Consider the following 23,147-nt stretch of genomic DNA (forward strand, 5'->3'; position numbering starts at 1 on the left):
TGGTGGCTGCCCGACCGGCGCCGGCACGGACACCCGCCCCTGCCGCCTGGAGAACGCTCCCCCTGGAGAACGCATGTCCCGACCGCTGATAGGCATCGCCGCCTACTTCGAAGCCGCCCGCTGGGATGTCTGGGTGCGGGAGGCGGTGCTGTCCCCGCCCGCCTACGCCAAGGCCGTCGAGCGGGCCGGTGGCGCACCCGTGGTGCTGCCACCGCTCAGCCCCCACGCCGTCGACGACTACGTGCGCGGGCTGCGGGGCGTGGTGCTCACCGGCGGGGTCGAGGTCGGCGGCCCGGCCTACGGCGACGAGCAGGACGAGCGCGTGCCCGCGGCGCAGCCACAGCGCGACCGGTTCGAGCTGGCGCTGGCCAGGGCGGCGGTGCGGGCCGAGGTGCCCATCCTCGGCATCGCCCGCGGCATGCACGTGCTCAACGTCGCCCAGGGCGGCAGCCTCATCCCCTGGCTGCCCGAGATGCTGGAGAGCGACCGGCACGCCGAGCCCGCCACCCCGCACCGCATCCAGGTGAGCGTGTCCAGCAAGCTCGGCAAGGCGGTCGGCGACCACGTCGAGGTGGTCGCCCCGCACACCCAGTCGGTGCGGCGGCTCGGCAGCGGCCTGCTGGCGGTGGCCTGGGCCGACGACCAGATCGTGGAGGGCATCGAGCTGCAGGGCCACCGCTTCGCCGTGGGCGTGCAGTGGCACCCCGAGCGCGGCGACGACAACGGGCTGTTCGATGCGCTCGTGGAAGCGGCCCGATAGGCTGCGATCATGCCGCTGCACCCTCAGGCACGGGACTACCTCACCGACTACCCGTCGGACTTGAACACCGACCTGGCCGAGCTGGACCTGGAGCGGATCCAGGAGATACGCGCGCACGACGGCCTGGCCGCCCAGCGCGGCCCGCTGCCGCAACTGCCCCACGTCCGCGACGAGACGGCCGAGGGCGTGCCCGTGCGCATCTACCGCGCCGACCGCGGCGACGCGCCGCTGCCCGTGGTCGTCTACCTCCACGGCGGCGGCTGGGTGTTCGGCAGCGTCAAACGCAACGACGCCCTCGGCCGCGACCTGGCCATCCGCACCGGCGCGGTCGTGGTCTCCGTCGACTACCGCCTGGCCCCCGAGCACCCGTTCCCGGCCGCCGCCGACGACGCCTGGACCGTGCTGCGCGACATCTTCGCCCGGCCCGCCTTCTACCAGAGCAACGGCAGCATCGCCCTGGTCGGCGACAGCGCGGGCGGCAACCTCGCCGCCGTGGCCGCCTGGCAGGCGCGCGACGCCGGGCTGCGCCTGGCCCACCAGGTGCTGGTCTACCCTGTGCTGGACGCCGGCCTGGACACCCCCAGCTACAGCGAGTTCGCCAAGGGCTTCGGCCTGGACGCCGAGGAGATGGCCTGGTTCGTCCGGCAGTACGCCGCCGGCGCCGACCGGGCCGACCCGCGCCTGTCGCCGCTGCGCCTGCCGTCGACGGCCGGCCTGGCGCCGGCCACCGTGCTGACCGCCGGCTGCGACGTGCTGCGCGACGAGGGCGAGCGTTACGGCGAGCGGCTGGCCGAGGCGGGCGTGCCCGTCGAGGTGCGCAGGTTCGACGGGGCGGTGCACGGCTTCTTCGGCCTGCCGAGGCTGTTCGACCAGGCGGGCGAGGCCCGTGAGTACGTCGCGGAGCGGCTCAGGGAGTCCCTGTGAGCTACGCGCGGCTCAAGACCGACGTCCCCGCCGACGGGGTGCTCAGGATCACCATCAGCGAGCCGCGCAAGCGCAACGCGGTCGACATGACCGGCCACCGCGAGCTGGCCGAGATCTGGCGCGACGTCGACCGCGACGACTCCGTCAGGGCCGTCGTCGTCAGGGGCGAGGGCGAGGCGTTCTCGGCGGGGGGCGACCTGTCGATGATCGAGGAGATGACCCGCGACCACGCCACCCGGCTGCGCGTGTTCGCCGAGGCCCGCGACATCGTTTACAACGTCCTCAACTGCGCCAAGCCCGTCGTCTCCGCCATCCAGGGCCCCGCCGTCGGCGCGGGCCTGGCCGTCGCCCTGCTGGCCGACATCTCCGTCGCCGGGCGCACCGCCCGCATCATCGACGGCCACACCCGGCTCGGCGTCGCCGCCGGCGACCACGCGGCCATCATCTGGCCGCTGCTGTGCGGCATGGCCAAGGCCAAATACCACCTGCTGCTCTGCGAGCCGGTCAGCGGCGAGCAGGCCGAGCGGATGGGCCTGGTCAGCCTCTGCGTCGACGACGACCAGGTGCACGACACCGCCATGGAGATCGCCGTGAAGCTCGCCGCCGGCTCCCAGGAGGCGATCAGGCTGACGAAGTACGCGCTCAACAACTGGCTGCGGATGGCGGGGCCCGCCTTCGACGCCTCGCTGGCGATGGAGTTCCTCGGCTTCACCGGCCCCGACGTGGCCGAAGGTGTGCGCGCCCTGCGCGAGAAGCGGCCTCCCACCTTCTCCTGAGCAGTGGTTTCGCCCGTGTGCCCAGGGTAGGCGCAAGCCCATGCAGGACAGAGAAGTGGCTGGTCACCAAGGGCGCCGGCACGCGCACGCAGCGGGCCTGTCAGCCGAGGTCGAGAACGCTGCCCCGGGGGACGAAGCAGCGGCCCGACGGCGCCCGGCCGGCCACCCGAGCGCAGAGGAGCCGAGCACAGAGGAGGTCGTGCACCCCTCCACGCGGAGGTAGGTAGACCAGGCCGAGGCCGAGGAGGCGCGCGAGGGATTCCCCTCCGGCCGAGGCGTGAAGACCGGCGACGACGGGCGGCGGGCGTGCAGGGGTGACGGTCAGAAACTGCGGGGCAGGCCCAGCACCTGGGTCGCGAGGAAGTTGAGCAGCAGCTCCTCCGTCACAGGTGCGACCTTCCCGATCCGGGCGTCGGTCAGCAGTCTGGCAACGGGGTATTCCAGTGAGTACGCCATGCCACCGTGCGTCTGGAACGCCGCGTCGGCCGCCTCCCACGCCGCCTGCGAGGCCGTCAGCTTGGCGATGTTGGCCTCGGTGCCGCACGGCAGGCGCCGGTCGAACGACCACGCCGCCTTGTAGATCATCAGCCGGGCCAGCTCGATCTTGGCCTTCACCTGGGCCAGCGGGAACGCGATGGCCTGGTTGGCGCCGATCGGGCGGCCGAACACCTCGCGCTCCTTGGCGTACGCGACGCCCACCCGCAACGCCACCTCGGCCCCGCCCAGCGCGGAGGCCGCCAGCAGGATCCGCTCCGGGTTGAGGATGTCCCACAGCACCGCCGCGCCCTGGTCGACCTGCCCGACCACGCGGGAGGCGGGCACCCGCAGGTCGTCGATGAAGACCATGTTGGACGGCGTGGTGTTGGCGCCCATCTTCGGGATCGGCTGATAGGACAGCCGCCCGGCCGCGACCGCCTCCGGCACGTTGACCAGGAAGACCGTCAGCCCGCTGGTGCGCGGCTCGGCCTCGGCCGCCGGGATCGTCCTGGTGACCAGGAGCATCCAGGTGGCCCGCTGCACGCCGGTGATCCAGATCTTCTGCCCGTTGATCACATAGTCGCCGCCGTCGCGGCGGGCCGACGTGGTGATCGCCAGCGAGTTGGACCCGGCGTCCGGCTCGGTCAGCGCGAAGCAGGTCTCCACCTCGCCGGTGGCCAGCCGCGGCAGCAGCTCCGTCTGCTGCTCCGGGGTGCCGTGCCTGGCCAGGGTCAGCGCGCCGAATCCGGGCGTGAGCACGTACGTGAAAGCCGAACCGCCCGCCGCACCCGAGGCCGCGATCGTCTCGGTGGCCACGGCGAGCTCCAGCAGCCCCTGCCCGCCGCCGCCGAACTCCTCCGGCACGGCCAGGCCCAGCCAGCCGCCCTTGCCGAGCTCCGCCCAGACCTCCTCGGGCCAGCGCTTGTCATTCTCGCAGCGCTGCCAGTAGTCCAGGTCGTATCGGGAGCAGATGTCGCCGATGCCGCGCCGCACCGCGAGGGCGCTCTCGGGGAGGGTGAAGTCCATCAGATCATCGTAGAAGCTCTGCCGCCGGTCGAGGGCGGCGCGCGTGGAAGACGAACGCCGGCGGCGCGTTCCGCCACACCGTCCGCCCGGCCACGACCTCCTCGAACCGGTCCGCCAGCAGCGCACGGAAGCGGCGGGCCCGCGCCAGCGGGATCGCGTGCACGTAGGAGAACGTGGTGAAAGCGCCCGACGGGTTCATCGCCGAGGTCACCGCGCCCAGCAGCCCGCGCTGCAACTCACCGGGGAAGGCCGCCCACGGCAGGCCGCTGACCACCACGTCCGCCTGGCGCAGTCCCCGCTCCGCGAGCAGCTTGGTCAGCTCGGCGGCGTCCCCGTGCACCACGTCCACCTTGGGGAACCGCTCGGCCAGGATCTTCGCCATCGGCTCGTTGAGCTCAACCGCCAGGTGGTGACCACGGCCGGCCAGCCTGCGCTGGATCTCCTGCGTGAACGGGCCTGTGCCGGGCCCCAGCTCGACCACGGTCGGCTCACCGCGCTCGGGCAACGGCGCGCAGACGGCCGCCGCCAGACGTTGGGAGCTGGGGGCGATGGCGCCGATGCTGGCCGGCGCCCGCAGGAACTGGCCGAGGAACAGTGCGCTGTCGTTCGACATGTCATTGACGGTATGGGTAAAGATCTGATGCTGCGTCCATCTTAGGGGCGGAGATCCGGCCACAAGGAGGAGACGGCATCCACCGCACGGAGGACTGTCCCGGGTCTTGACCTGGATACCTTTACCCCATGAGTTGGCGTTGGCGCGGCGTGCCTTTCGACCTGCTCCTCGCCGCGGCCGGTGTCAGCCTGGACCTGCTGATGTCCGCTCAGGCGCGGACAGGAGACCTGCCGCCGCATCTCACGGTCCTGCCGCTGGCCCTGCTGGTCGGCGCGCCCATGGGCTTCGTACGGCGCCGGCCGCTGCCGACCGCGCTGTGGCTGTCGGCGGCGCTGGTCGTCACCGACCGGATCGAGGCGTTCAGCTCCAACACGGCGCAGATGCTGCTGCTCGTGGCCGTCGGCGTCACCGCCTACGGCGGGGGCCAGCGCGCGATCGCGGTCGCCATGGGAGCGAGCGGGATCGCCACCGGGATCAACCTGGCCGATCCCGCCTTCGCCTCCGACGTGTGGCTGTACGCCGCCGGCATCACCCTGTTCCCCGCGATCGTCGGCGGCTACCTGCGCGGATCGGTGGGCGAGCTGACGCACCGCGACGTCACCCCGGACGTGCTCCTGGCCGCGGGCGGCGTCGCGCACACCGTGCTCAGCACCTGGACCAGCTGGCACAGCGGAGGCCAGCCCGCCTGGGTCATCGGGCTGCTCGCCGTGGCGGCCGGCCTGTCGCTCGGCGTCGCCAGGCGGCTGCCCGGGCTGGTCTTCCTGTTCCAGGCCATCCTGCTGGTGGCCGCCGACGGCTACCTCAACGAGGTGGTCAACACCTGCCTGGTCCTGACCCTCATCGCGCTCGGCGTCTTCGCCATGCGGGTCGCCTCCTGGATCTGGACGTCCATCGCCTACCTCGCCACCTGCCTGCTCGCCGCCCTCGCGGTCGTCGGGCCCGGCACCGAGGTCACCGCGTTCGGCGCCGCCGTGCTGTGCGCCCTGGTGATCACACCGGTCGCGATCGGCCGCTACCTGGGCGTCAAGCAGGCCGCCACCGCGGCCGAACGGCTGCGGGCGAGCGAGTCGACCAGGCTCACCGTGGCGCAGCTCCGCGCCGACCAGCTCGCCGAGCGCGAGCGCATCGCCCGCGACGTGCACGACATCGTCGCCCACCACGTCGGCGCCATGGTGCTGCGGGCCAGCGCCGCCCGCTACACCGCGCCGGACGGCCCGGTCGCCGACGCGCTGACCGACATCCGCGAGACCGGCCACCAGGTGCTGCAGGACCTGCGCGGGCTGATCGACCTGCTGCGCGACCCCGATCGCCAGCCCGGCCTGCTCGCCGACCCCGCCGACGTGGTGCGCGAGTCCGCCGAGCGGATGGCGGCCGCCGGACTCGTGGTGGACTTGACCCTCGACCCTGACACCGACCACGCCTCGCTCATCGCCCGGACCTCCGCGGCCCGCATCGTCCAGGAAGGCCTCACGAACGTGCTCAAACACGCAGGACCAGGGACGAAGGTCCGCGTCTGCGTCTGCTCCGACGGCGACGGCCTGGCCGTCGAGATCCGTAACGGCCGCCCGCCCACCACCATCGAGCGCCTGCCCTCCTCAGGCCGCGGCCTGGCGGGCATGCGCGAGCGGGTCAGAGCGCTCGGCGGCACCCTCACCGCCGGCCCCGACGAGGACGGCGGCTGGCTGCTGGCCGCCACCCTGCCTGCCACCCTGCCGGCCACGCATCCCACCACCAGGGGCACCGCGTGATCCGCGTGCTCATCGCCGACGACCAGGTCCTGGTGCGGGCGGGCGTGCGGATGCTGCTGCAGGCCAACAGCGACATGGAGGTGGTCGGCGAGGCCGACGACGGCGCCGAGGCGGTGCGGCTGGCCGAGCGCCACCTGCCCGACGTCATCCTGATGGACCTGCGCATGCCCAGGGTCGACGGCCTGGAGGCGATCCGGCGCGTGCTCGCCGCCCGGCCCGGCACCAGGATCGTGGTGCTGACCACGTTCGCCGAGGACGCCAACGTGTACGCGGCCCTGCGCGCCGGCGCCGTCGGCTTCCTGGTCAAGGACGACGAGCCGGAGCGCATGGTCGACGCCGTGCGCCGGGCCCACGCCGGCGAGCAGCTGCTGGCGCCCTCCGTGCTGCGCCGCGTCGTCGAGCGCTTCCTCGACGCCGAGGAGCGGGCCGCCGTGCCCGGCCCCCGCGGGCTCACCGAGCGCGAGATGGAGGTGCTCGCCCTGGTCGGCACCGGCCTGTCCAACGCGGAGATCGCCGAGCGGCTGCACGTCGGCGTCACCACCGTCAAGACCCACATCGCGGCCGCGATGGAGAAACTCGGCCTGCGCAACCGCATCCAGGCGGCGGTGGTCGCGCACCGCAGCGGCCTGGTCGACGCCTCCTTCCGCCCGGTGCGTCCACCGCGTGGCGGACCGCCGAATAGCCCGCGAGGCTGACGACCCGCGGCGGGCGCGGCGACGATCCTGTTGGTCCTCATCGCGAGATCGGAAGGACCACACGATGTACGACACCGCCCCGCAGGCCGCCCGGCCCGAGACCGCCCCCGCCAAGCCGGTGTCCGCCGGCCTGCTGTACACCCTGCGCGTCGCCATCGTCGCCCAGGCGGTGACCCTCGTGGTGACGGCCTCGCTGGCCGGCCAGGCGGTGGCCACCGACGGCGCGATGGGCGAGGCGCACGTGATGGCCGGGATGCTCGTCCACCTCGTCGCGCTGGTGCAGATCGTCTGCGCCGTGCTCGTCTGGCGGCCCGGCCGCGGCGCCGGCTGGCCCGCCCTGGTCAGCTTCGGCCTGTTCCTTGTCGGGATGGCCCAGCACTTCACCTGGGACCTGCTCAGCGCCCACGTGCCCAACGGCGTCATCCTGTTCGGCCTCATCACCGCGATGCTGCTGTGGGCCTGGTCGCCGGGGGCCTCCCGGCGCCGCTAGGGTCGAGGCTGTGTACGTGAAGATCTGCGGGCTGAGCGAGCCCGAGCACGTGGCCGCCGCCGTCGAGGCGGGCGCCGACGCCATCGGGTTCGTGCTGACGGCGAGCCCCCGCCGGGTGAGCCCGGAGCGCGCGGCCGAGCTGGCGGCCCTGGTCCCCGACCGCGTGCTGACCGTCGGCGTCTTCCGCGGCGAGGACCCCGCCACCGTGCGGGCCGCCGCCCAGACCGCCGGGGTGCGCGGCGTCCAGCTGCACGGCAAGCACCCGCACGGCGACTTCACCGCGCTCAAGGACCTCGGCCGCACCCTCGTCAGAGCCGTCGACGCGAGCGCCGACCTGCGCTGCGGCGCCTTCGACGAGAGCCTGCTGATCGTCGACGCGCCGCGCCCCGGCTCGGGGGAGCCCTGGGACTGGGCGGCGGTGCGCGGCCGCCCCACCGGCCGATGGCTGCTCGCGGGCGGCCTCGACCCGGACAACGTGGCCGAGGCCGTCGCCGCGGCCGGTCCGTGGGGGGTCGACGTGTCCAGCGGGGTCGAGACCGCGCCGGGCGTCAAGGACTCCGCCCTCATCGCCCGCTTCCTCAAGGCGGCCCGCGATGCCGCCTGAGCTGCCGCGAGCGCTCGCTTTCCTGCGGGGGTTCGCCCGCCGCAGGGCGCCCAGGGCCGTGGACGTGCCCGGAGGCTTCGCCGTGTTCGACGACCGCTATCCGGGGTCCCACGACGACAACAAGCTCATCCTCTGGGACGCCGGCGATCCCGCCACGGTGCTGCGGACGGCCGACGAGGTCCTGGCCGGGTGCGCGCACCGTCTGGTCCACGTGGACGACGACGAGCTCGGCGCGGCTCTGACGCCCGCGTTCACCGCGGCCGGCTACCAGCCCGCCGTCAACCTCGTCATGGCCTTCCGCGGCGACCCGCCCGTGGGCGAGCCCGCGGCCGAGCACCTCGACCTGGAGACGCTGCTGCCCGTACTGCGCCGGCACTGGCGCGAGAGCCTGCCGGACGCCCCGGACCGGACGGTCGAGCAGCTCGCCCGCCGGGTCGAGACCCGGCTGCGCGGCGCCGACCTGGTCGGCTTCCGGGGCGTGCGCGCCCCAGACGGTGAGCTCGCCGCCAGAGCGGACCTGTACGTGCACGACGGCGTCGCCCAGATCGAGGACGTCTACACCGCTCCCGGCCACCGGGGCCAGGGCCATGCCCGCGCGCTCCTGAGATCGCTGCTGGTGGAGGCGGCGGATGCGGAGCTGGTCTTCCTGGTCGCCGATGCCGCCGACTGGCCCAGGGAGTTCTACGCCCGGCACGGATTCGCCGACCTCGGCCGCACCCACTCCTTCCTCCGGAGCTGACGTACCCACTCCGACGGCCACGCCCCGTCGGAGCCCAAAGCCCGGCCACGCCGCGTCACCCCCGAACCCAGGCTGCGCGCATGCAGGCGGCCATCCGGCCTCTTCTCCGAACCCCAGCCGTACCCACCCTTTCTCCGGACCTGAGCCGTCCCACCCGCTCCTTCCTTCGGACGTCCCCCCGCTCCTTCCTTCGGACGTCCCCCCACTTCTTCCTTCGGACGTCAGCCCAACGTGCTCCCTCCTGACCTGAAAGGTCTGATTGGGGGAGGGGGACGTGAAAGATCGGCTCGGGGCTTGGGCGTACCTGAAACGGGCGGGCCCGGTGGCTCGGGGTCGGGCGTGGGTGTACCTGAGAAGCTCCGGGCGGGGGAGGGTGGGGGGCGGAAGGCGGGGTCGCGGGGATCGCCTTTCTGGTGGGCAGGGGGTGCTGATCGTGGGGTGATCGGATCGGGCGAATACAGGGCCGCTGCGCTGGAAGTTCACGCAGTAGGGTCTGCTGCGTGACTGAAACTTCCGCCGAGGACCGAATCTGGACGGTTCCGAACCTGCTGAGCTTCCTGCGACTCCTCGGCGTACCCGTGTTCCTCTGGCTGGTTCTGGGCCCGAGGGCGGACGGGTGGGCCATCGCCGTGCTGGCGGTCGCCGGATTCACCGACTGGCTCGACGGCAAGATCGCCAGGGCGTTCAATCAGGTCAGCAAGCTCGGGCGGATCATCGATCCGGCGGCGGACAAGCTCTACGTGTTCGCCACGATCGCGGCGCTGCTGGTGCGGGAGGTCATCCCGTGGTGGCTGGCGGCGATCATCCTGGGCCGGGAGCTCTTCGTCGCGTGTTTCATCCCCGTACTTCGCAAACACGGATATAGGGCGCTTCAGGTGCATTTCCTGGGCAAGGCCGCCATGTTCAACCTCATGTACGCCTTCCCCCTGCTCTTCCTTGCCTCCCACTCGGGGTGGTATGCCGATATAGCGCGCATTGTCGGGTGGGCTTTCGCGCTCTGGGGAACAGGCCTGTACTGGTGGGCGGGTGCGCTGTACGTGATACAGGTGCGCCGGCTCACCGCCGCGACCACGAAGGAGTGACCGGTGAAGGCGGTCGTCATGGCGGGCGGTGAGGGCACTCGGCTGCGTCCGATGACGGCCAACCAGCCCAAACCCCTGCTCCCCGTGGTCAACCGTCCGATCATGGAGCACGTCCTGCGCCTGCTCAAGCGGCACGGGATCACCGAGACCGTGGTGACCGTCCAGTTCCTGGCCGCGCTGGTGCGCAACTACTTCGGCGACGGCGACGAGCTGGGCATGCGCCTGGAGTACGCCACCGAGGACATCCCGCTGGGCACGGCGGGCAGCGTGAAGAACGCCGCCGCCCGCCTGCACGACGCCCCCTTCCTGGTCATCTCAGGCGACGCTCTGACGGATATCGATTTATCGGACATGATCCGGTTCCATCGGGAAAATTCGGCTCTTGTCACCATTGGTCTGAAGCGGGTTCCCAACCCGCTCGAATTCGGCATCATCATCGTCGACGAACTCGGCCGGGTGCAGCGCTTCCTGGAGAAGCCCACCTGGGGCCAGGTCTTCTCCGACACCGTCAACACCGGCATCTACATCATGGAGCCGGAGGTGCTGGACGAGGTGGCCGCCGGAGAGTCCGTCGACTGGGCCTCCGACGTCTTCCCCGCGCTCCTCGAGCGCGGCGCCCCCATCTACGGCTACGTCGCCGACGGCTACTGGGAGGACGTCGGCACCCACGAGAGCTACCGCAAGGCCCAGGCCGACGCCCTGTCCGGCCAGGTCAGGCTGGATATCGGCGGCTTCGAGCTGTCGCCCGGCGTCTGGGTGGCCGGGTCGGCCTCCGTCGAGCCGGACGCGGTGCTCAAGGGCCCGCTGTTCATCGGCGAGTACGCCAAGGTCGAGGGCGGCGCCGAGCTGCGCGAATACACCGTCCTGGGCAACAACGCCGTGGTCCGCGAGGGCGCCTTCCTGCATCGCGCGATCGTCCACAGCAACGTCTACCTCGGCCCCGGCACCCACCTGCGCGGCTGTGTGATCGGCAAGAGCACCGACGTGATGCGCGGCGCCCGTATCGAGGAGAACGCCGTCATCGGCGACGAATGCGTCATCGAGGCGGAGGCGTACGTCTCCAGCGGCGTGCGGGTCTACCCGTTCAAGACCATCGAGGCGGGCGCCGTCGTCAACACCAGCGTCATCTGGGAGTCGCGCGGCCAGCGCAGCCTGTTCGGTCGGCGGGGCGTCAGCGGACTGGTCAACGTGGAGATCACCCCCGAGCTGTGCGTACGGCTGGCCAGCGCCTACGCCACCACCCTGAAGAAGGGCGAGCGCGTCGTCACCTCCCGTGACGCCTCCCTGGCCGCCAGGGCGCTGAAGCGGGCCGTGATCAGCGCGCTCACCGCCAGCGCCATCAACGTGCTCGACCTGGAGGCCGCGCCGCTGCCGGTGACCCGCTTCCACTCCTCGCGGGGGACGGCCGCGGGTGGCATCGCGCTGCGCACGACCGCCGGGGACCCGCAGAGCGTCGACATCGTCATCATGGACGACCGGGGCGCCGACCTGTCGCCGGCCGCCCAGCGCAAGCTGGAACGCGTCTTCTCACGCCAGGAGTTCCGGCGCGCCTTCCCCGGCGAGATCGCCGAGCTCACCTACCCGTCCAGAGCCGTCGAGGACTACACCCACGAGCTGCTGCGCCGGGTGGACATGACCGGCGTCAGGGACATGAAGGTCGTGGTCGACTGCGCGGGCGGCACCTCCTCGCTGGTGCTGCCCAGGCTGCTCGGCCGGGTGGGCATCGAGGTGCTCACCGTCAACGCCGTCCTGGACGACCTGTCGCCCACGGAGACGCTCGCCGAGCGCCGCCGCGACCTGCAGCGGCTGTCGGAGCTGGTCAGCTCCTCACGCGCGGCCTTCGGCGTGCGCTTCGACCCGGTCGGCGAGCGGGTGGCGCTGGTGGACGAGATGGGGCAGTTCATCAGCGAGGAACGCGCCCTGCTCGTGGTGCTCGACCTGGTGGCCGCCGAGCGCCGGGCGGGCCGGGTGGCGCTGCCGATCACCACCACCAGGGTCGCCGAGCAGGTCTGCCGCTTCCACGGCGTGCAGGTGCAGTGGACCTCCACCGCGGTCGACGCCCTCACCTCCGCCGCCGCCGGACCGGGCATGATCTTCGCCGGTGACGGCAGGGGCGGCTTCGTGGTGCCCGAGTTCAGCCCCGCGCTCGACGGTCCCGCCGCGTTCATGCGCCTGCTGGGGCTGGTCGCCCGCACCCGGCTCTCGCTCAGCCAGATCGACGCCAGGATCCCCGAGGCGAAGCTGCTCAAGCGGGCGATCCCGACGCAGTGGAAGGCCAAGGGCGCGGTGATGCGCTCGGTCATCGAGGCGGCCGAGTCCGCCCCCGAGGGCTACCACATCGACACCACCGACGGGGTCCGGGTGGTGGGGGAGGACGGCAGCTGGGTGCTCATCCTGCCCGCCGCCACCGAGCCCGTCACCGACCTGTGGGCCGAGGCCTCCGACGTCGACACCGCCCAGCTCCTGCTGGAGCGGTGGGCCACCGTGGTCGAGCAGGCCGCCATGTGACCGCCCGGGGCCGCGCCCACGACCCCGGGGCGACGGTGATTTGTCGTATGGGGTGCAAGATCGTAATGTTAGAAGGCGCGGCGGCATGGACCTTCAGGCAGGGGCGGCGGTAACTTTGTCAGCGTCCGAACCTGTCGTCCAGCGCCCCGCCTTGACCTTTGCCGCTGATCAGCGTAAGTTGCGGCATTCGCAAACTTGAGAGCGAAGCGAGGCGCGCCCCGAGCACCGTTGCCGCGTCTTCGCGGTAGGAGGCCGAGCCGATCGATGCCGAGCGTCTACTGCACGCAGTGCGGGCACGCCAACCCCGAGGATGCCCGTTTCTGTTCTCGCTGTGGGTCACCGTTGACCAGACCGGAGGTCTCAGGGGACACCACTTCGACGATCTCCGTCGCGGGAATCGAGGCGTACGAGGCAGAGACCGGTGACATGCTGCTGGCCGAACGGGCGCTGGTCGAACAGCTCCCGCCGGGCGCGGCGTTGCTGACCGTGACCAGGGGGCCCAACCAGGGCAGCCGTTTCCGGCTCGACAAGGACCTCACCACCACCGGGCGCCATCCGGAGAGTGACATCTTCCTCGACGACATCACCGTCTCCCGCCGGCACGTCGAGTTCTACCGCCAGCGCGGCGGCCTGTTCTCCGTGCGTGACGTGGGCAGCCTCAACGGCACCTACGTCAACAGGGAGCGCATCGAGGAGGTCCCGCTGCACTCCGGCGACGAGGTGCAGATCGGAAAGTTCCGGCTGCTGTTCCTGATGCGGACACCCGCCGGCACATGACCTCGCAGGCGGCACGCTCGCACATGAGCATCGGGGAGGTGCTCGCCCTCCTGCAGGGCGAGTTCCCCGATGTCACCGTCTCCAAGATCCGTTTCTTGGAGGGGGAGGGGCTCATCGAGCCGGAGCGCACCCCGTCGGGCTTTCGCAAGTTCACCCACCTGCACGTCCAGCAGCTCCGCTACATCCTCACCGAGCAACGGGACCATTACCTGCCGCTGAGGGTGATCAAGGACAAGATGGCGGAGAGCTTCGCCCGCCCCCGCGCCGTGCAGGACAAGCAGGAGGTGCGCCTCAGCCGTGCCGAGCTGCTGGAGGCGGCCGGGCTCGACGAGGAGACGCTCACCGAGCTGGAGGACTACGGCCTGCTCGCGCCCAAGGCCAGGCGTTATGACGAGGACGCGCTCAAGGTGGCGCGCAGCGTCGGCGCGCTGGCCCGCTTCGGGCTGCACGCCCGCCACCTGCGGGCGGTCAAGGCGGCGGCCGAACGGGAGGCCGGTCTGGTCGAGCAGACCGTGGCGCCGATCCTGAAACGGCGGGCGCCAGGCGCGATCGGCGAGGCCGACGAGACGGCCAGGGAGCTGTCCACGCTCCTGCTCGACCTGCACGAGGCCCTGCTGCGTACGGGCGTGCGGAGCGTTCTCGGGCGATGAGCGGCCCGAGGGACATTCAGGGCCCCCCGGGTGTTACGTTGAATTGCAGAAGCGGACCAGCAATGAGCTGTGCCGGGTCGCCGGCCAGTCGAATATGGAGCAGCCCGTGTTGCAGATGGAGGTCGTGGGTGTTCGCGTAGAAATGCCCACAAATCAGCCGATCGTCTTGCTCAAGGAGGCACACGGGGAACGGTTCCTGCCCATCTGGATCGGCATGACCGAAGCGACGGCCATCGCCCTGGCCCAGGCGGAGGAGCCGCCGCCCAGGCCGCTCACGCACGACCTGTTCCGGGACGTGCTGAGCGCCCTCGGCGTGGGCCTGCGTGCCGTCAACATCGTCGCCCTGCGTGACGGGATCTTCTTCGCCGACCTGGTGTTCTCCAACGGCGTGGAGGTGAGCGCCAGGCCGTCCGACTCCATCGCGCTGGCGCTGCGCACCGGGGCACGCATCTTCGCCAGTGAGGAGGTCGTTCAGGAGGCCGGAGTGATCATCCCCGACGACCAGGAGGACGAGGTGGAGAAGTTCAGGGAGTTCCTTGACACGATCTCTCCCGAAGACTTTGGCAGGGCGGGGTAGGTATTTCAGTGCATTTACGCTTCACGACGCGCCGAGCCGGATCGTTGACTGGGCATGGTCACGGTCCTACGGTGCAAGTGAAACCCGTGGCCGCCTTTTTACGAACCCCCAGATCAGGCCGCGGGATGAGAGAAAGCCGGAGGTCCGCGTGGCGGTCAGCAGCGGCGAGGGAAAGACGGCCGGCCAGGAAGATCCGGTACGGCGTGAGAGCGCGCGGCAGCGTGCCGGAGAGCAGGGCCTGCTCTTCGACGAGCAGCCCGCGACGGTGCCGGACGACATCGGATACCGTGGCCCGACGGCGTGCGCGGCAGCCGGCATCACCTACAGGCAGCTGGACTACTGGGCGCGCACCGGCCTGGTCGAGCCCACGATAAGAGCAGCGCAAGGTTCGGGTTCCCAACGGCTCTACTGTTTCCGCGACATCCTGGTGCTCAAGGTCGTCAAGCGACTGCTCGACACCGGGGTATCCCTCCAGCAGATCCGCACCGCCGTGCAGCATCTGCGTGATCGCGGGGTGGCCGACCTCGCGCAGATCACGCTGATGAGCGACGGTGTGAGCGTTTACGAATGCACCTCGGCGGACGAGGTGATAGACCTTCTCCAGGGTGGCCAGGGCGTGTTCGGCATCGCGCTCGGCCGGGTCTGGCGCGAGGTCGAGGGATCCCTCGCGGAGCTGCCGGGGGAACGGGCGGCGGTCGCGGACACCGTCCCGGCCGACCATCCCGCTGACGAACTGGCCCAGAGGCGACGGGCGCGCCGAATAGGGTAGTAATCTAGGACATGTCGATGACCCCATGCGGGAGAGTCCCCGGCTGGACCGGGGCGCCGAAGGAGCAACCTCCCCGGAATCTCTCAGGCAACCGGTACCGCTCGGGTGAGGCAACTCTGGAAAGCAGGCGCGCTCGCCAGGCGCGCTTCACCGACGGTGCAAGCCCCGCGGGGTGAAGCTCTCAGGTCGCGAAGACAGCGGTGACAGAGGGGGAGACCTGGCATACGCCCGCGCTCTGCGCCGGTCTCCATCGCCTCGGGAGGCATCTCCATGACCGACCTGTCACCACCGCCGTTCTCCGCCCGGCACATCGGGCCGTCGCAGAGCCAGCAGCAGCGCATGCTCGAGGCCGTGGGCTTCGAGTCCGTGGCGGATCTGGTGGCCGTGGCCGTCCCCGAGGCGATCCGGAGCAAGGACCGCCTCAAGCTGCCCGCCGCCGCGAGCGAGGCCGAGGCCATCGCCGAGCTGCGTGCCCTGGCCGACCGCAACCAGGTGCTCACCTCCATGATCGGCCTGGGCTACCACGACACCGTCACGCCCGCGGTGATCCGCCGCAACCTGCTGGAGAACCCGGGCTGGTACACCGCCTACACGCCGTACCAGCCGGAGATCTCGCAGGGCCGCCTGGAGGCGCTGCTCAACTTCCAGACCGTGGTGTCCGACCTCACCGCCCTGCCCGTGGCGGGCGCGTCCCTGCTCGACGAGAGCACCGCCGCGGCCGAGGCCATGACGCTGGCCCGGCGGACCGGCAAGAGCAAGAGCGACGTGTTCGTGATCGACGCCGACACGCTGCCCCAGACCAAGGCGGTGCTGGCCACCCGCGCAGAGCCGCTCGGCATCACGCTCGTGGAGAGCGACCTGGCGGGCGAGCTGCCGGCGTGCTTCGGCGTGCTCGTGCAGTATCCGGGTGCCTCCGGCCGGCTGCGTGACTTCCGCGACGTCGCCGAGCGGGCGCACGCCGCCGGCGCGCTCGTCGTGGCCGCCGCCGACCTGCTCGCGCTCACGCTGGTCGCCGCCCCCGGCGAGCTCGGCGCCGACATCGCCATCGGCTCCTCGCAGCGGTTCGGCGTGCCGTTCGGCTTCGGCGGTCCGCACGCCGCCTACATGTCCGTACGTGAGGGCCTGCAACGGCAGATGCCCGGGCGCCTCGTGGGCGTGTCCGTGGACGTCGACGGCGACCCCGCCTACCGGCTGGCCCTGCAGACCCGCGAGCAGCACATCCGCCGCGAGAAGGCCACCAGCAACATCTGCACCGCCCAGGTCCTGCTGGCCGTGATCGCCGGCATGTACGCCGTCTACCACGGGCCCGAAGGGCTGCGCCGGATCGCCGCCCGCGTGCACCGGCACGCCGTGGTCCTGGCCGACGGCCTGCGACAGGGCGGCGTCGAGGTCGTCCACCAGGAGTTCTTCGACACCGTGCTGGCCCGCGTGCCCGGCCGCGCGGCCGGGATCGTCGCCGCAGCCGCCGAGCGGGGCGTCAACCTCTGGCAGGCCGACGCCGACCACGTCTCCGTCGCCTGCGACGAGAAGACCGGCGCGGCCGAGGTCGCCCAGGTGTGGGCCGCCTTCGGCGTCGAGCGCGACGGCGTCACCCTCGACGACCCGCGGGTACCCGACGCGGTGCCCGCCTCGCTGGCGCGCGAGTCCGGCTACCTGACCCACCCGGTCTTCCACGACCACCACTCCGAGACCGCGATGCTGCGCTACCTGCGCAGGCTGCAGGACAGGGACATCGCGCTCGACCGCTCCATGATCCCGCTCGGCTCCTGCACCATGAAGCTGAACGCGACCACCGAGATGGAGCCCATCACCTGGCCCGAGTTCGCCGCCATCCACCCCTACGCCCCCGAGGCGCAGGCGGCCGGCTACGTCGACCTCATCGAGACGCTGGAAGGCTGGCTGGCCGAGGTCACCGGCTACGACGCCGTCTCCATCCAGCCGAACGCCGGCTCCCAGGGCGAGTTCGCCGGGCTGCTCGCCATCCGCGCCTACCACCGTGAGCGAGGCGAAGGCGAGCGCGACATCTGCCTCATCCCCTCCTCGGCGCACGGCACCAACGCCGCCAGCGCCGTCATGGCGGGCATGCGGGTCGTGGTCGTGGCCTGCGACACCGGCGGCAACGTGGACCTGGCCGACCTCGACGCCAAGATCGACAAGCACCGCGACCGGCTCGCCGCCATCATGATCACCTACCCCTCCACGCACGGGGTCTACGAGGAGACCATCACCGAGATCTGCGCCAAGGTGCACGGCGCCGGCGGCCAGGTGTACGTCGACGGGGCCAACCTCAACGCGCTCGTCGGCCTGGCCAAGCCGGGGGAGTTCGGCGCCGACGTGTCCCACCTGAACCTGCACAAGACGTTCTGCATCCCGCACGGCGGCGGCGGCCCCGGCGTCGGGCCCGTCGCGGTCCGTGCGCACCTCGCCGCCTACCTGCCGGGCCACCCGCTGCGGGACGGCACCCCCGTCGGTCCCGTCTCGGCCGCCCCGTACGGCTCCGCCGGGATCCTGCCGATCTCCTGGGCGTACATCAGGATGATGGGCGCCGACGGCCTCACGGCGGCCACCGAGCAGGCCATCCTGTCGGCCAACTACCTCGCGCGCCGCCTGGCCCCGCACTACCCGGTCCTGTACACCGGGCGGGGTGGGCTCGTCGCCCACGAGTGCATCATCGACCTGCGGCAGATCACCAAGGAGACCGGCGTCACCGTCGACGACGTGGCCAAGCGGCTCATCGACTACGGCTTCCACGCGCCGACCATGTCGTTCCCGGTCGCGGGCACGCTCATGATCGAGCCTACGGAGAGCGAGGACCTGGCCGAACTGGACCGGTTCGCCGACGCGATGATCGCCATCCGCGGCGAGATCGCCAAGGTGGGCTCCGGCGACTACGACAAGACGGACAACCCCCTGCGGAACGCCCCGCACACCGCCGAGGCGCTCACCGCCGACGAGTGGCCCCACCCGTACACCCGCACCGAGGCGGCCTACCCGGTGCCCTCGCTGCGGGACGACAAGTACTGGGTGCCGGTGCGCCGCATCGACCAGGCGTACGGGGACCGCAACCTGGTCTGCTCCTGCCCGCCGCTGGAGGCGTACGAGGACTGACCCTGGCCCCACCCGGGCCGCACCGCGGCCCTACCCCGATCCCATCCCGGCCCGCCACCCGGCGGGCCGGGGGCGTCCGACGTCAGCGACCCGAGGGCCGCGCTTGGAGCCCTTCGGAACCGCGACGGCGGTCTTCCACGCAGAACGGGTTGCCCTCGGGATCGGCGACCACCACGAACGTGGGGACTTCCGGCCGCGGGTTCTCGGGATGGCGAGACCGGTCGACACGTTGCGCACCCAGCAGGACCAGCCGGTCGACCTCGTCGTCGAGATCGCGGTCCCCCGCGCTGAGGTCGAGATGTGTCCGGGGGAACTGGTGCTGAGCCGCCGCGAACTGCCTGAATCAGCTGAAATGTGCACCTGCCATGCCTACGGTCGCAAGTGAGCAGACATGATCGCCAGAAGTCGTTAGGCTCGGTGCGATCGTCGCCGAAGGAGCTCTCTTGACGTCCTCAGAGCTGGAGACCCCGCCGCTGGACATCGCCCGCCGCCTGGCCGAGGACGGTGATCTCGATGGTGCGGCCGCCATACTCGCGGAGCTCGCCTCCACCCCCGGCGGCCCCGACGTGGCACAGGCCGCCGTCGGCCTCGCCGTGGTCCTCGACCAGCGTGGCGACGTCGACGGAGCCCGTGCCGCCGCCAGGACCGCGCTCGCGACCGGGCATCCCGAGTTCGCCGCCCAGGCCGCCTGCCACCTGGCCCAGGGGTTCGAACGCGAGGGCCGCTACGGGCAGGCGAGGGGCGCCTGGCAGGCGGTGCTGGGGGTCGGCACCCCGGCCTACGTCCCGCTCGCCCACCTCGCGCTCGCCAGGCTCGCCGCGGAGACCGGAGAGTACGACGAGGCGGAAACCGAGCTCCGCGCCGCCATCGACACCGGCCACGCGCCCCCGACCGGCGGGCGAAACGGCGGCCCCGACCACGCCGACGGCACAGGCACGGCAGAGGACGCGCGTGGGCCCGGCCACGCGGCGGGAGACACAGGCGCGTACGGCCACCCGGCGGGGAGTGCGGGTGGGCCTGGTGGTGCGGATGTGCGGGTGCACGCGAGCCAGCAGCTTGCCGACCTGCTCATGGAGCGTGGTGAGCCGGGGGAGGCGGCGGAGGTGCTGCTCGACGCCCTGGAGGACGCCTCGGGTGACGACGCGGCCCGGCTGCGTGTGCAGCTCGGCATCGCACACCTGGAGCTGGCCTGCGCCGAGTTCGCCGGTGCCGTGGAGGACGGCGGCGAGGGCCAGACCACCGCCCTCGCGATCGAGCTGCTGGCCCGCACGCTCCCCCTACGGGGACGCGCCGACGATGCCGACCATGTGTGGGCGTACGGCCTGAATCATGACGATGAGACGCTCGCGTCCGAGGTGCGCCTGCGCTACGACCGTGACTGACCGCGCGCGGCGACCTGCCAGCGATCGGAGGGCAGGCTCCAAGGGGCGCGTGATCTGGTCGTGCGCCCCTCGCCGTCTCGTCGTACAACGCTGTACCGGGGACTGAAGGGGAGATCGGTGGAGCTGGTCGTGGTGGAGTGGCGGGACGGTGCGCTGATGCATGATCCCTCCCCGTACCTGGACAAGCTGCCCGAGCTGAGCCCACATCTGCCCGTCGGGGCGCGGGCGTTCGCCGGTGATCCGGACCACTATGACTTCGCTGGGCCCAGATGTGTGAAGGACCTGCAATTCGGTGGCCTGACCCTGGGACCGAACGGTCTGGAGCTTCGCCTGGAGCCCAATCCGTGGAAGCACTCCGAGCGCCTGGTCATCCGCTATGCCGGGGTGGCCGGTGTCCGGGTCGACGCGGACCCGGAGGCCGGGCTGGACAGCCTGCGGCTGGACGAGATCATGCCGCATGAGCATGGCTGCGGCCACGAGTTGGTGTTTCTCACCGGCACGGTGCGGGTGGTCTGCTCCGACCTTGAGGCGATCTGGGAACCGGCCCGTCCCGGAAACGCGGGCTGAGGCACGGCTGCTCCTCCGGGCCGCACCGGCCGCGCGCCTACGCCGTGTGCGCGGCTTGGCCGCCGGGTCAGGGGCGGCGCATGATGACCACCGCGGACGCCACGTTGATCACCACGATGGCCATCCAGGCCGCCAGGAGGCCCACCAGGCCGACGCTGCTGGCAATGGCCGTGAGCGGGATGCCGATCCCCATCGAGCCCAAGGCGATGGGGATCATGGCCGAGCCGCTGGCGCGCTGCTTGGGGGACCGCACGCCGCGCAGGTGGAGCTCGGCGTCGACCCGGGCGGCGATGGTGGCGTCCAGGCGCTCGACCAGCGAGTCGACCAGAGCGGGCTCGTACTCGGGACCGAGGTCGCGACGGGCGTCCAGCGTCGCCTGCAGGTCCTCGCGCAAGGGTCTCGTGTCTCGCATAGGGGTAATCCTGCATCCTTGAAGGGCGCGCCGTCATCACACCTGAGAGCGATGTCGAACTCATCCCCAGGTACGGTGCTGCCATGGAGATCATGACCCCTCGGGGCCTTGCGCTGGTCGAGGTCGACGAGGTGGAGCGGGCCCGGATGCTGCTGGTGCTGACGCACGGGTCGGCCGGGGGAGTGGACGCGCCCGATCTCCTGGCGGTGCGCGACGCGGCGCTCGGCGTGGGGGCGAGCGTGGCCAGGGTGACGCAGGCGTTCCGGGTGGCCGGCGCGCGGGCGCCGGGGACGCCGGCCCGGCAGGACGAGGCCTGGCAGGTCGTGCTGGACGAGCTGCGTACGCGGTGGCCCGAGGTGCCGTTGGTGCAGGGCGGTCGGAGCAACGGCGCGCGGGTGGCCTGCCGGACCGCCAAGGCGGTGGGGGCGGCCTCGGTGGTGGCGCTCGCCTTCCCGCTGCATCCGCCGGGCAGGCCGGACCGGTCCAGGGCCGACGAGCTGCGCGGGGCCGGGGTGGACGTGCTGGTGGTCAGCGGGGACAAGGACCCGTTCGGGCTCCCGGATCCGGCGGACGCGACGTGGATGGTGGTGCTGCCGGGGGAGGGCCATGATCTGAAGAAGAACCCGGCCCGCGTGGGCGAGGTGGTCGCCGAGTGGCTCAAACGCCACTGGAGCTGACGGCCGGCGATCCAGCGGGACGGCGGGCGCCTGTCCCAGGAGACCGCCCGGTGGTGGAGAGGATGCTGGTCCCGCAACCTGCTGGAGGTTGCGGGTCGCCGCCTGGGCCGGTCGGCTGTGCTGCGACCCTTCGGGTCGCGGGGTCCGTGCTGGCGGTCGAGGCTTCGCCGTCCCGCCGACTTCACGGGCGGGACGTGGGTGACCGGCCCGCGTTCGCTGCGGGCGGCCGGGTGTGGGTCAGGCCGCGCCGACCAGGGGGTCGGGGCGGTGCGGGGCGATGGCGGTGCCGCCGGGCAAAAGCTCCCCGGTGTCCTCGAACAGGACTACGCCGTTGCACAGCAGGCTCCACCCCTGTTCGGGGTGGCAGGCCAGGGTGCGTGCGGCCTCGCGGTCGGGCGCCTCGGCAGACGGACAGACCGGGTCGTGCGGGCACATCGGCGTGCCTCCGATATCTCGTGGGTGCTCCCGGAAGAGGGGTGGGAGCGCTCGGGTTTTCGTTTGCAGCAAGTGTGCGTTGTGTGTCACACGTTCCGACATAGCCCGTTAGGACTGTTAGAGGAGGATGCCCCGATCGTGTGACCTTCGACACAGCGTGCCTTATGCAGGATAACGGGCCAAGCTCGACACGCACACTAGATTTGGAGTCCTCGGAGCAAAGCTTCAAGTCCGCGCTCGAAGTCCGCGTCGGCCCGTTCGTCGCGCCGGGTCCACTCGTCCACCTCAGGGTCGGCCCATCCCGACTGCTGGACCTCGACGGCGACGCTGCCGAAGACGAACGCCCGCAGCGACCGTACGGCGTCGGCCGCGTCCGGCAGGCCACCGTCGGTGAGCTGTTCGACCTGCTCGCCGATGGCCAGGGCGGTGCCGCCCTTCGGCGGCTTGGTGAGGGCGAGCGCGAGCACGCCGGGGTGGTCGCGCAGCACCTCGCGGCTGGCCCGGCACCAGGCCCTGGCGGTCTCCTGCCAGGTGGCCGCCTGCTCCACGCGGACGGCGGTGACGTGCTCGGCCAAGGCGTCCATCAGCGCCTCCTTGCCCCGGGGCAGGTGGTGGTAGATGGCCATGGCCTCCACCTCCAGGGCGTCGCCCAGCCTGCGCATCGTGAGCCTGCGCAGGCCCTGGCTGTCGGCGATGTGCAGCGCGGCCTCGATGATGCGCTCGCGGGACAGGGGGACGGGCGGTCGCTTGGCGGGCATGCAGAGGATCTTACTATGTAAAGGCGTCGGGCGCGTGGATCCGGTTACTGGGCGTGGCGCGTCACCGCGTACCCTGGTCGCTGGTAAGAGCCGACAGTTCGAAGGGCAGAGTCGATGGCGTTTTTCCGTCCGCGGGTGAGCCGCGAGGCCGAGGTCCGCTTCCACGCGGATCAGGAGATCTCCAAGAGCTTCCCCGAGCTGCTGGACAAGGCGAGGATGGCCGAGCGGACGCTGCGCGAGCTGCGCGCCGCCAACGCCGACGACATCGAGCTGCGGGCCGCGGGAGTGGCGTTCGACAAGGCGCTGACCGAGGCGCTGCGCGCGGCCGAGGCGGGGCAGCGGGCCACGTTCGGCGTCAAGGCCTACGACGACCGCATCGCCCGGCGCAAGGCGAAGGCCACGCCCGCGGGCGTCATGTGGACCGCCGAGGCGGACCGGCTGCGCACGCTGCGCGAGGACAACCGGATGTGGGGCATCCCGCGCACGCCGCGCGCGGTGCCCGCCGCCCGCTGAGGGCGCTGACCAAAGACGCCCTGGTCCGGGAGATCTCCCGGGTCAGGGCGTCCGCGCGCTCGGCGCCGGAAAGGGCGGGA

Annotated in this window: 24 protein-coding genes, 1 pseudogene and 1 riboswitch; of the genes and pseudogenes, 19 read left to right on the forward strand and 6 right to left on the reverse strand. The window is 71.7% G+C overall.

The features are described 5' to 3' along the window. Window positions 1-73 precede the first annotated feature (73 nt). Genes ACTMTF_RS05565 through ACTMTF_RS05575 form a run of 3 tightly spaced genes read left to right on the forward strand, consistent with a single transcriptional unit; the run spans window position 74 to window position 2,460 of the window. The gene (locus ACTMTF_RS05565) at window positions 74-760 is read left to right on the forward strand and encodes a gamma-glutamyl-gamma-aminobutyrate hydrolase family protein (protein WP_441109526.1); all 687 of its coding nucleotides are present in this window, start codon (window positions 74-76) and stop codon (window positions 758-760) included. A gap of 9 nt (window positions 761-769) precedes the next feature. Further along, complete coding sequence (locus ACTMTF_RS05570) at window positions 770-1,684, forward strand: alpha/beta hydrolase (RefSeq protein ID WP_396999460.1); 915 nt, start codon at window positions 770-772, stop codon at window positions 1,682-1,684. Beyond that, window positions 1,681-2,460: an enoyl-CoA hydratase/isomerase family protein gene (locus ACTMTF_RS05575; RefSeq protein WP_396999458.1), complete on the forward strand. Its 780-nt coding sequence runs from the start codon at window positions 1,681-1,683 to the stop codon at window positions 2,458-2,460. Before ACTMTF_RS05570 ends, ACTMTF_RS05575 begins: the two co-directional genes overlap by 4 nt. A gap of 321 nt (window positions 2,461-2,781) precedes the next feature. Here ACTMTF_RS05575 and ACTMTF_RS05580 read toward each other — a convergent pair whose 3' ends face one another. Together ACTMTF_RS05580 and ACTMTF_RS05585 are read right to left on the reverse strand one after the other, a co-directional pair. Next, window positions 2,782-3,963 carry an acyl-CoA dehydrogenase family protein gene (locus ACTMTF_RS05580; protein ID WP_441109527.1) on the reverse strand — a complete coding sequence of 394 codons (1,182 nt, stop codon included), beginning with the start codon at window positions 3,961-3,963 and terminating at the stop codon, window positions 2,782-2,784. Window positions 3,964-3,967: 4 nt separating this feature from the next. Then, window positions 3,968-4,576: a class I SAM-dependent methyltransferase gene (locus ACTMTF_RS05585; protein WP_441109528.1), complete on the reverse strand. Its 609-nt coding sequence runs from the start codon at window positions 4,574-4,576 to the stop codon at window positions 3,968-3,970. A 128-nt stretch (window positions 4,577-4,704) separates the two neighbouring features. On the opposite strand from ACTMTF_RS05585, the gene ACTMTF_RS05590 reads away from it, so the two are divergent. The 12 genes from ACTMTF_RS05590 (at window position 4,705) to gcvP (ending at window position 18,323) form a co-directional block, all read left to right on the forward strand. Next, complete coding sequence (locus ACTMTF_RS05590; RefSeq protein WP_441109529.1) at window positions 4,705-6,324, forward strand: sensor histidine kinase; 1,620 nt, start codon at window positions 4,705-4,707, stop codon at window positions 6,322-6,324. Continuing rightward, entirely contained in the window at window positions 6,321-7,019 is a 699-nt protein-coding gene (locus ACTMTF_RS05595; RefSeq protein WP_396999450.1) for a response regulator, read from the forward strand. Before ACTMTF_RS05590 ends, ACTMTF_RS05595 begins: the two co-directional genes overlap by 4 nt. A gap of 64 nt (window positions 7,020-7,083) precedes the next feature. Further along, window positions 7,084-7,509: a hypothetical protein gene (locus tag ACTMTF_RS05600; protein WP_441109530.1), complete on the forward strand. Its 426-nt coding sequence runs from the start codon at window positions 7,084-7,086 to the stop codon at window positions 7,507-7,509. A gap of 10 nt (window positions 7,510-7,519) precedes the next feature. After that, the gene (locus ACTMTF_RS05605) at window positions 7,520-8,113 is read left to right on the forward strand and encodes a phosphoribosylanthranilate isomerase (RefSeq protein ID WP_441109531.1); all 594 of its coding nucleotides are present in this window, start codon (window positions 7,520-7,522) and stop codon (window positions 8,111-8,113) included. Next, window positions 8,103-8,852, forward strand: a complete 750-nt coding sequence (locus ACTMTF_RS05610; protein ID WP_441109532.1) for a GNAT family N-acetyltransferase — start codon at window positions 8,103-8,105, stop codon at window positions 8,850-8,852. The genes ACTMTF_RS05605 and ACTMTF_RS05610 overlap by 11 nt, the downstream gene beginning before the upstream one ends. Before the next feature lie 500 nt (window positions 8,853-9,352). Next, on the forward strand, window positions 9,353-9,934 hold the full coding sequence (locus tag ACTMTF_RS05615; RefSeq protein ID WP_396999442.1) for a CDP-alcohol phosphatidyltransferase family protein: 582 nt from the start codon (window positions 9,353-9,355) through the stop codon (window positions 9,932-9,934). Window positions 9,935-9,937: 3 nt separating this feature from the next. Next, the gene (locus ACTMTF_RS05620; protein WP_441109533.1) at window positions 9,938-12,442 is read left to right on the forward strand and encodes a sugar phosphate nucleotidyltransferase; all 2,505 of its coding nucleotides are present in this window, start codon (window positions 9,938-9,940) and stop codon (window positions 12,440-12,442) included. Window positions 12,443-12,706: 264 nt separating this feature from the next. Beyond that, on the forward strand, window positions 12,707-13,219 hold the full coding sequence (locus tag ACTMTF_RS05625) for an FHA domain-containing protein (protein ID WP_396999438.1): 513 nt from the start codon (window positions 12,707-12,709) through the stop codon (window positions 13,217-13,219). A 23-nt stretch (window positions 13,220-13,242) separates the two neighbouring features. Next, entirely contained in the window at window positions 13,243-13,869 is a 627-nt protein-coding gene (gene ftsR / locus ACTMTF_RS05630) for a transcriptional regulator FtsR (RefSeq protein ID WP_396999436.1), read from the forward strand. 106 nt (window positions 13,870-13,975) lie between these two features. Continuing rightward, window positions 13,976-14,446 (forward strand): bifunctional nuclease family protein, encoded by a 471-nt coding sequence (locus ACTMTF_RS05635; protein WP_082310546.1) that lies wholly within the window; start codon window positions 13,976-13,978, stop codon window positions 14,444-14,446. A 148-nt stretch (window positions 14,447-14,594) separates the two neighbouring features. Next, window positions 14,595-15,215, forward strand: a complete 621-nt coding sequence (locus ACTMTF_RS05640; RefSeq protein WP_396999434.1) for a MerR family transcriptional regulator — start codon at window positions 14,595-14,597, stop codon at window positions 15,213-15,215. Window positions 15,216-15,233: 18 nt separating this feature from the next. Continuing rightward, window positions 15,234-15,325, forward strand: a riboswitch (glycine riboswitch). A gap of 160 nt (window positions 15,326-15,485) precedes the next feature. Beyond that, window positions 15,486-18,323 carry an aminomethyl-transferring glycine dehydrogenase gene (gene gcvP / locus ACTMTF_RS05645; RefSeq protein ID WP_441109534.1) on the forward strand — a complete coding sequence of 946 codons (2,838 nt, stop codon included), beginning with the start codon at window positions 15,486-15,488 and terminating at the stop codon, window positions 18,321-18,323. An 82-nt stretch (window positions 18,324-18,405) separates the two neighbouring features. Here gcvP and ACTMTF_RS05650 read toward each other — a convergent pair. Beyond that, window positions 18,406-18,582 (reverse strand): annotated as a pseudogene (locus ACTMTF_RS05650) (VOC family protein); the annotation flags it as partial. A gap of 184 nt (window positions 18,583-18,766) precedes the next feature. Between ACTMTF_RS05650 and ACTMTF_RS05655 the strand changes: the two are divergent. Continuing rightward, complete coding sequence (locus tag ACTMTF_RS05655; RefSeq protein WP_441109535.1) at window positions 18,767-19,705, forward strand: tetratricopeptide repeat protein; 939 nt, start codon at window positions 18,767-18,769, stop codon at window positions 19,703-19,705. A 117-nt stretch (window positions 19,706-19,822) separates the two neighbouring features. Continuing rightward, window positions 19,823-20,272 (forward strand): hypothetical protein, encoded by a 450-nt coding sequence (locus ACTMTF_RS05660; RefSeq protein WP_441109536.1) that lies wholly within the window; start codon window positions 19,823-19,825, stop codon window positions 20,270-20,272. Between the two features lie 67 nt (window positions 20,273-20,339). On the opposite strand, the gene ACTMTF_RS05665 is transcribed toward ACTMTF_RS05660, so the two are convergent. Continuing rightward, on the reverse strand, window positions 20,340-20,684 hold the full coding sequence (locus ACTMTF_RS05665) for a hypothetical protein (RefSeq protein ID WP_396999424.1): 345 nt from the start codon (window positions 20,682-20,684) through the stop codon (window positions 20,340-20,342). A gap of 83 nt (window positions 20,685-20,767) precedes the next feature. Between ACTMTF_RS05665 and ACTMTF_RS05670 the strand changes: the two genes are divergently transcribed. Beyond that, complete coding sequence (locus ACTMTF_RS05670; protein WP_441109537.1) at window positions 20,768-21,361, forward strand: alpha/beta hydrolase family protein; 594 nt, start codon at window positions 20,768-20,770, stop codon at window positions 21,359-21,361. Between the two features lie 237 nt (window positions 21,362-21,598). Here ACTMTF_RS05670 and ACTMTF_RS05675 read toward each other — a convergent pair whose 3' ends face one another. After that, a complete protein-coding gene (locus ACTMTF_RS05675) occupies window positions 21,599-21,796 on the reverse strand; it encodes a DUF5999 family protein (RefSeq protein WP_336206534.1) in 198 nt (65 codons plus the stop codon). A 197-nt stretch (window positions 21,797-21,993) separates the two neighbouring features. Then, the gene (locus ACTMTF_RS05680) at window positions 21,994-22,554 is read right to left on the reverse strand and encodes a TetR/AcrR family transcriptional regulator C-terminal domain-containing protein (protein WP_396999420.1); all 561 of its coding nucleotides are present in this window, start codon (window positions 22,552-22,554) and stop codon (window positions 21,994-21,996) included. A 114-nt stretch (window positions 22,555-22,668) separates the two neighbouring features. On the opposite strand from ACTMTF_RS05680, the gene ACTMTF_RS05685 reads away from it, so the two are divergent. Further along, the gene (locus ACTMTF_RS05685) at window positions 22,669-23,067 is read left to right on the forward strand and encodes a hypothetical protein (RefSeq protein WP_441109538.1); all 399 of its coding nucleotides are present in this window, start codon (window positions 22,669-22,671) and stop codon (window positions 23,065-23,067) included. Window positions 23,068-23,147: the final 80 nt, after the last annotated feature.

This window comes from Nonomuraea sp. ZG12 (assembly GCF_052068115.1).
In the GTDB taxonomy this organism is placed as follows: domain Bacteria; phylum Actinomycetota; class Actinomycetes; order Streptosporangiales; family Streptosporangiaceae; genus Nonomuraea.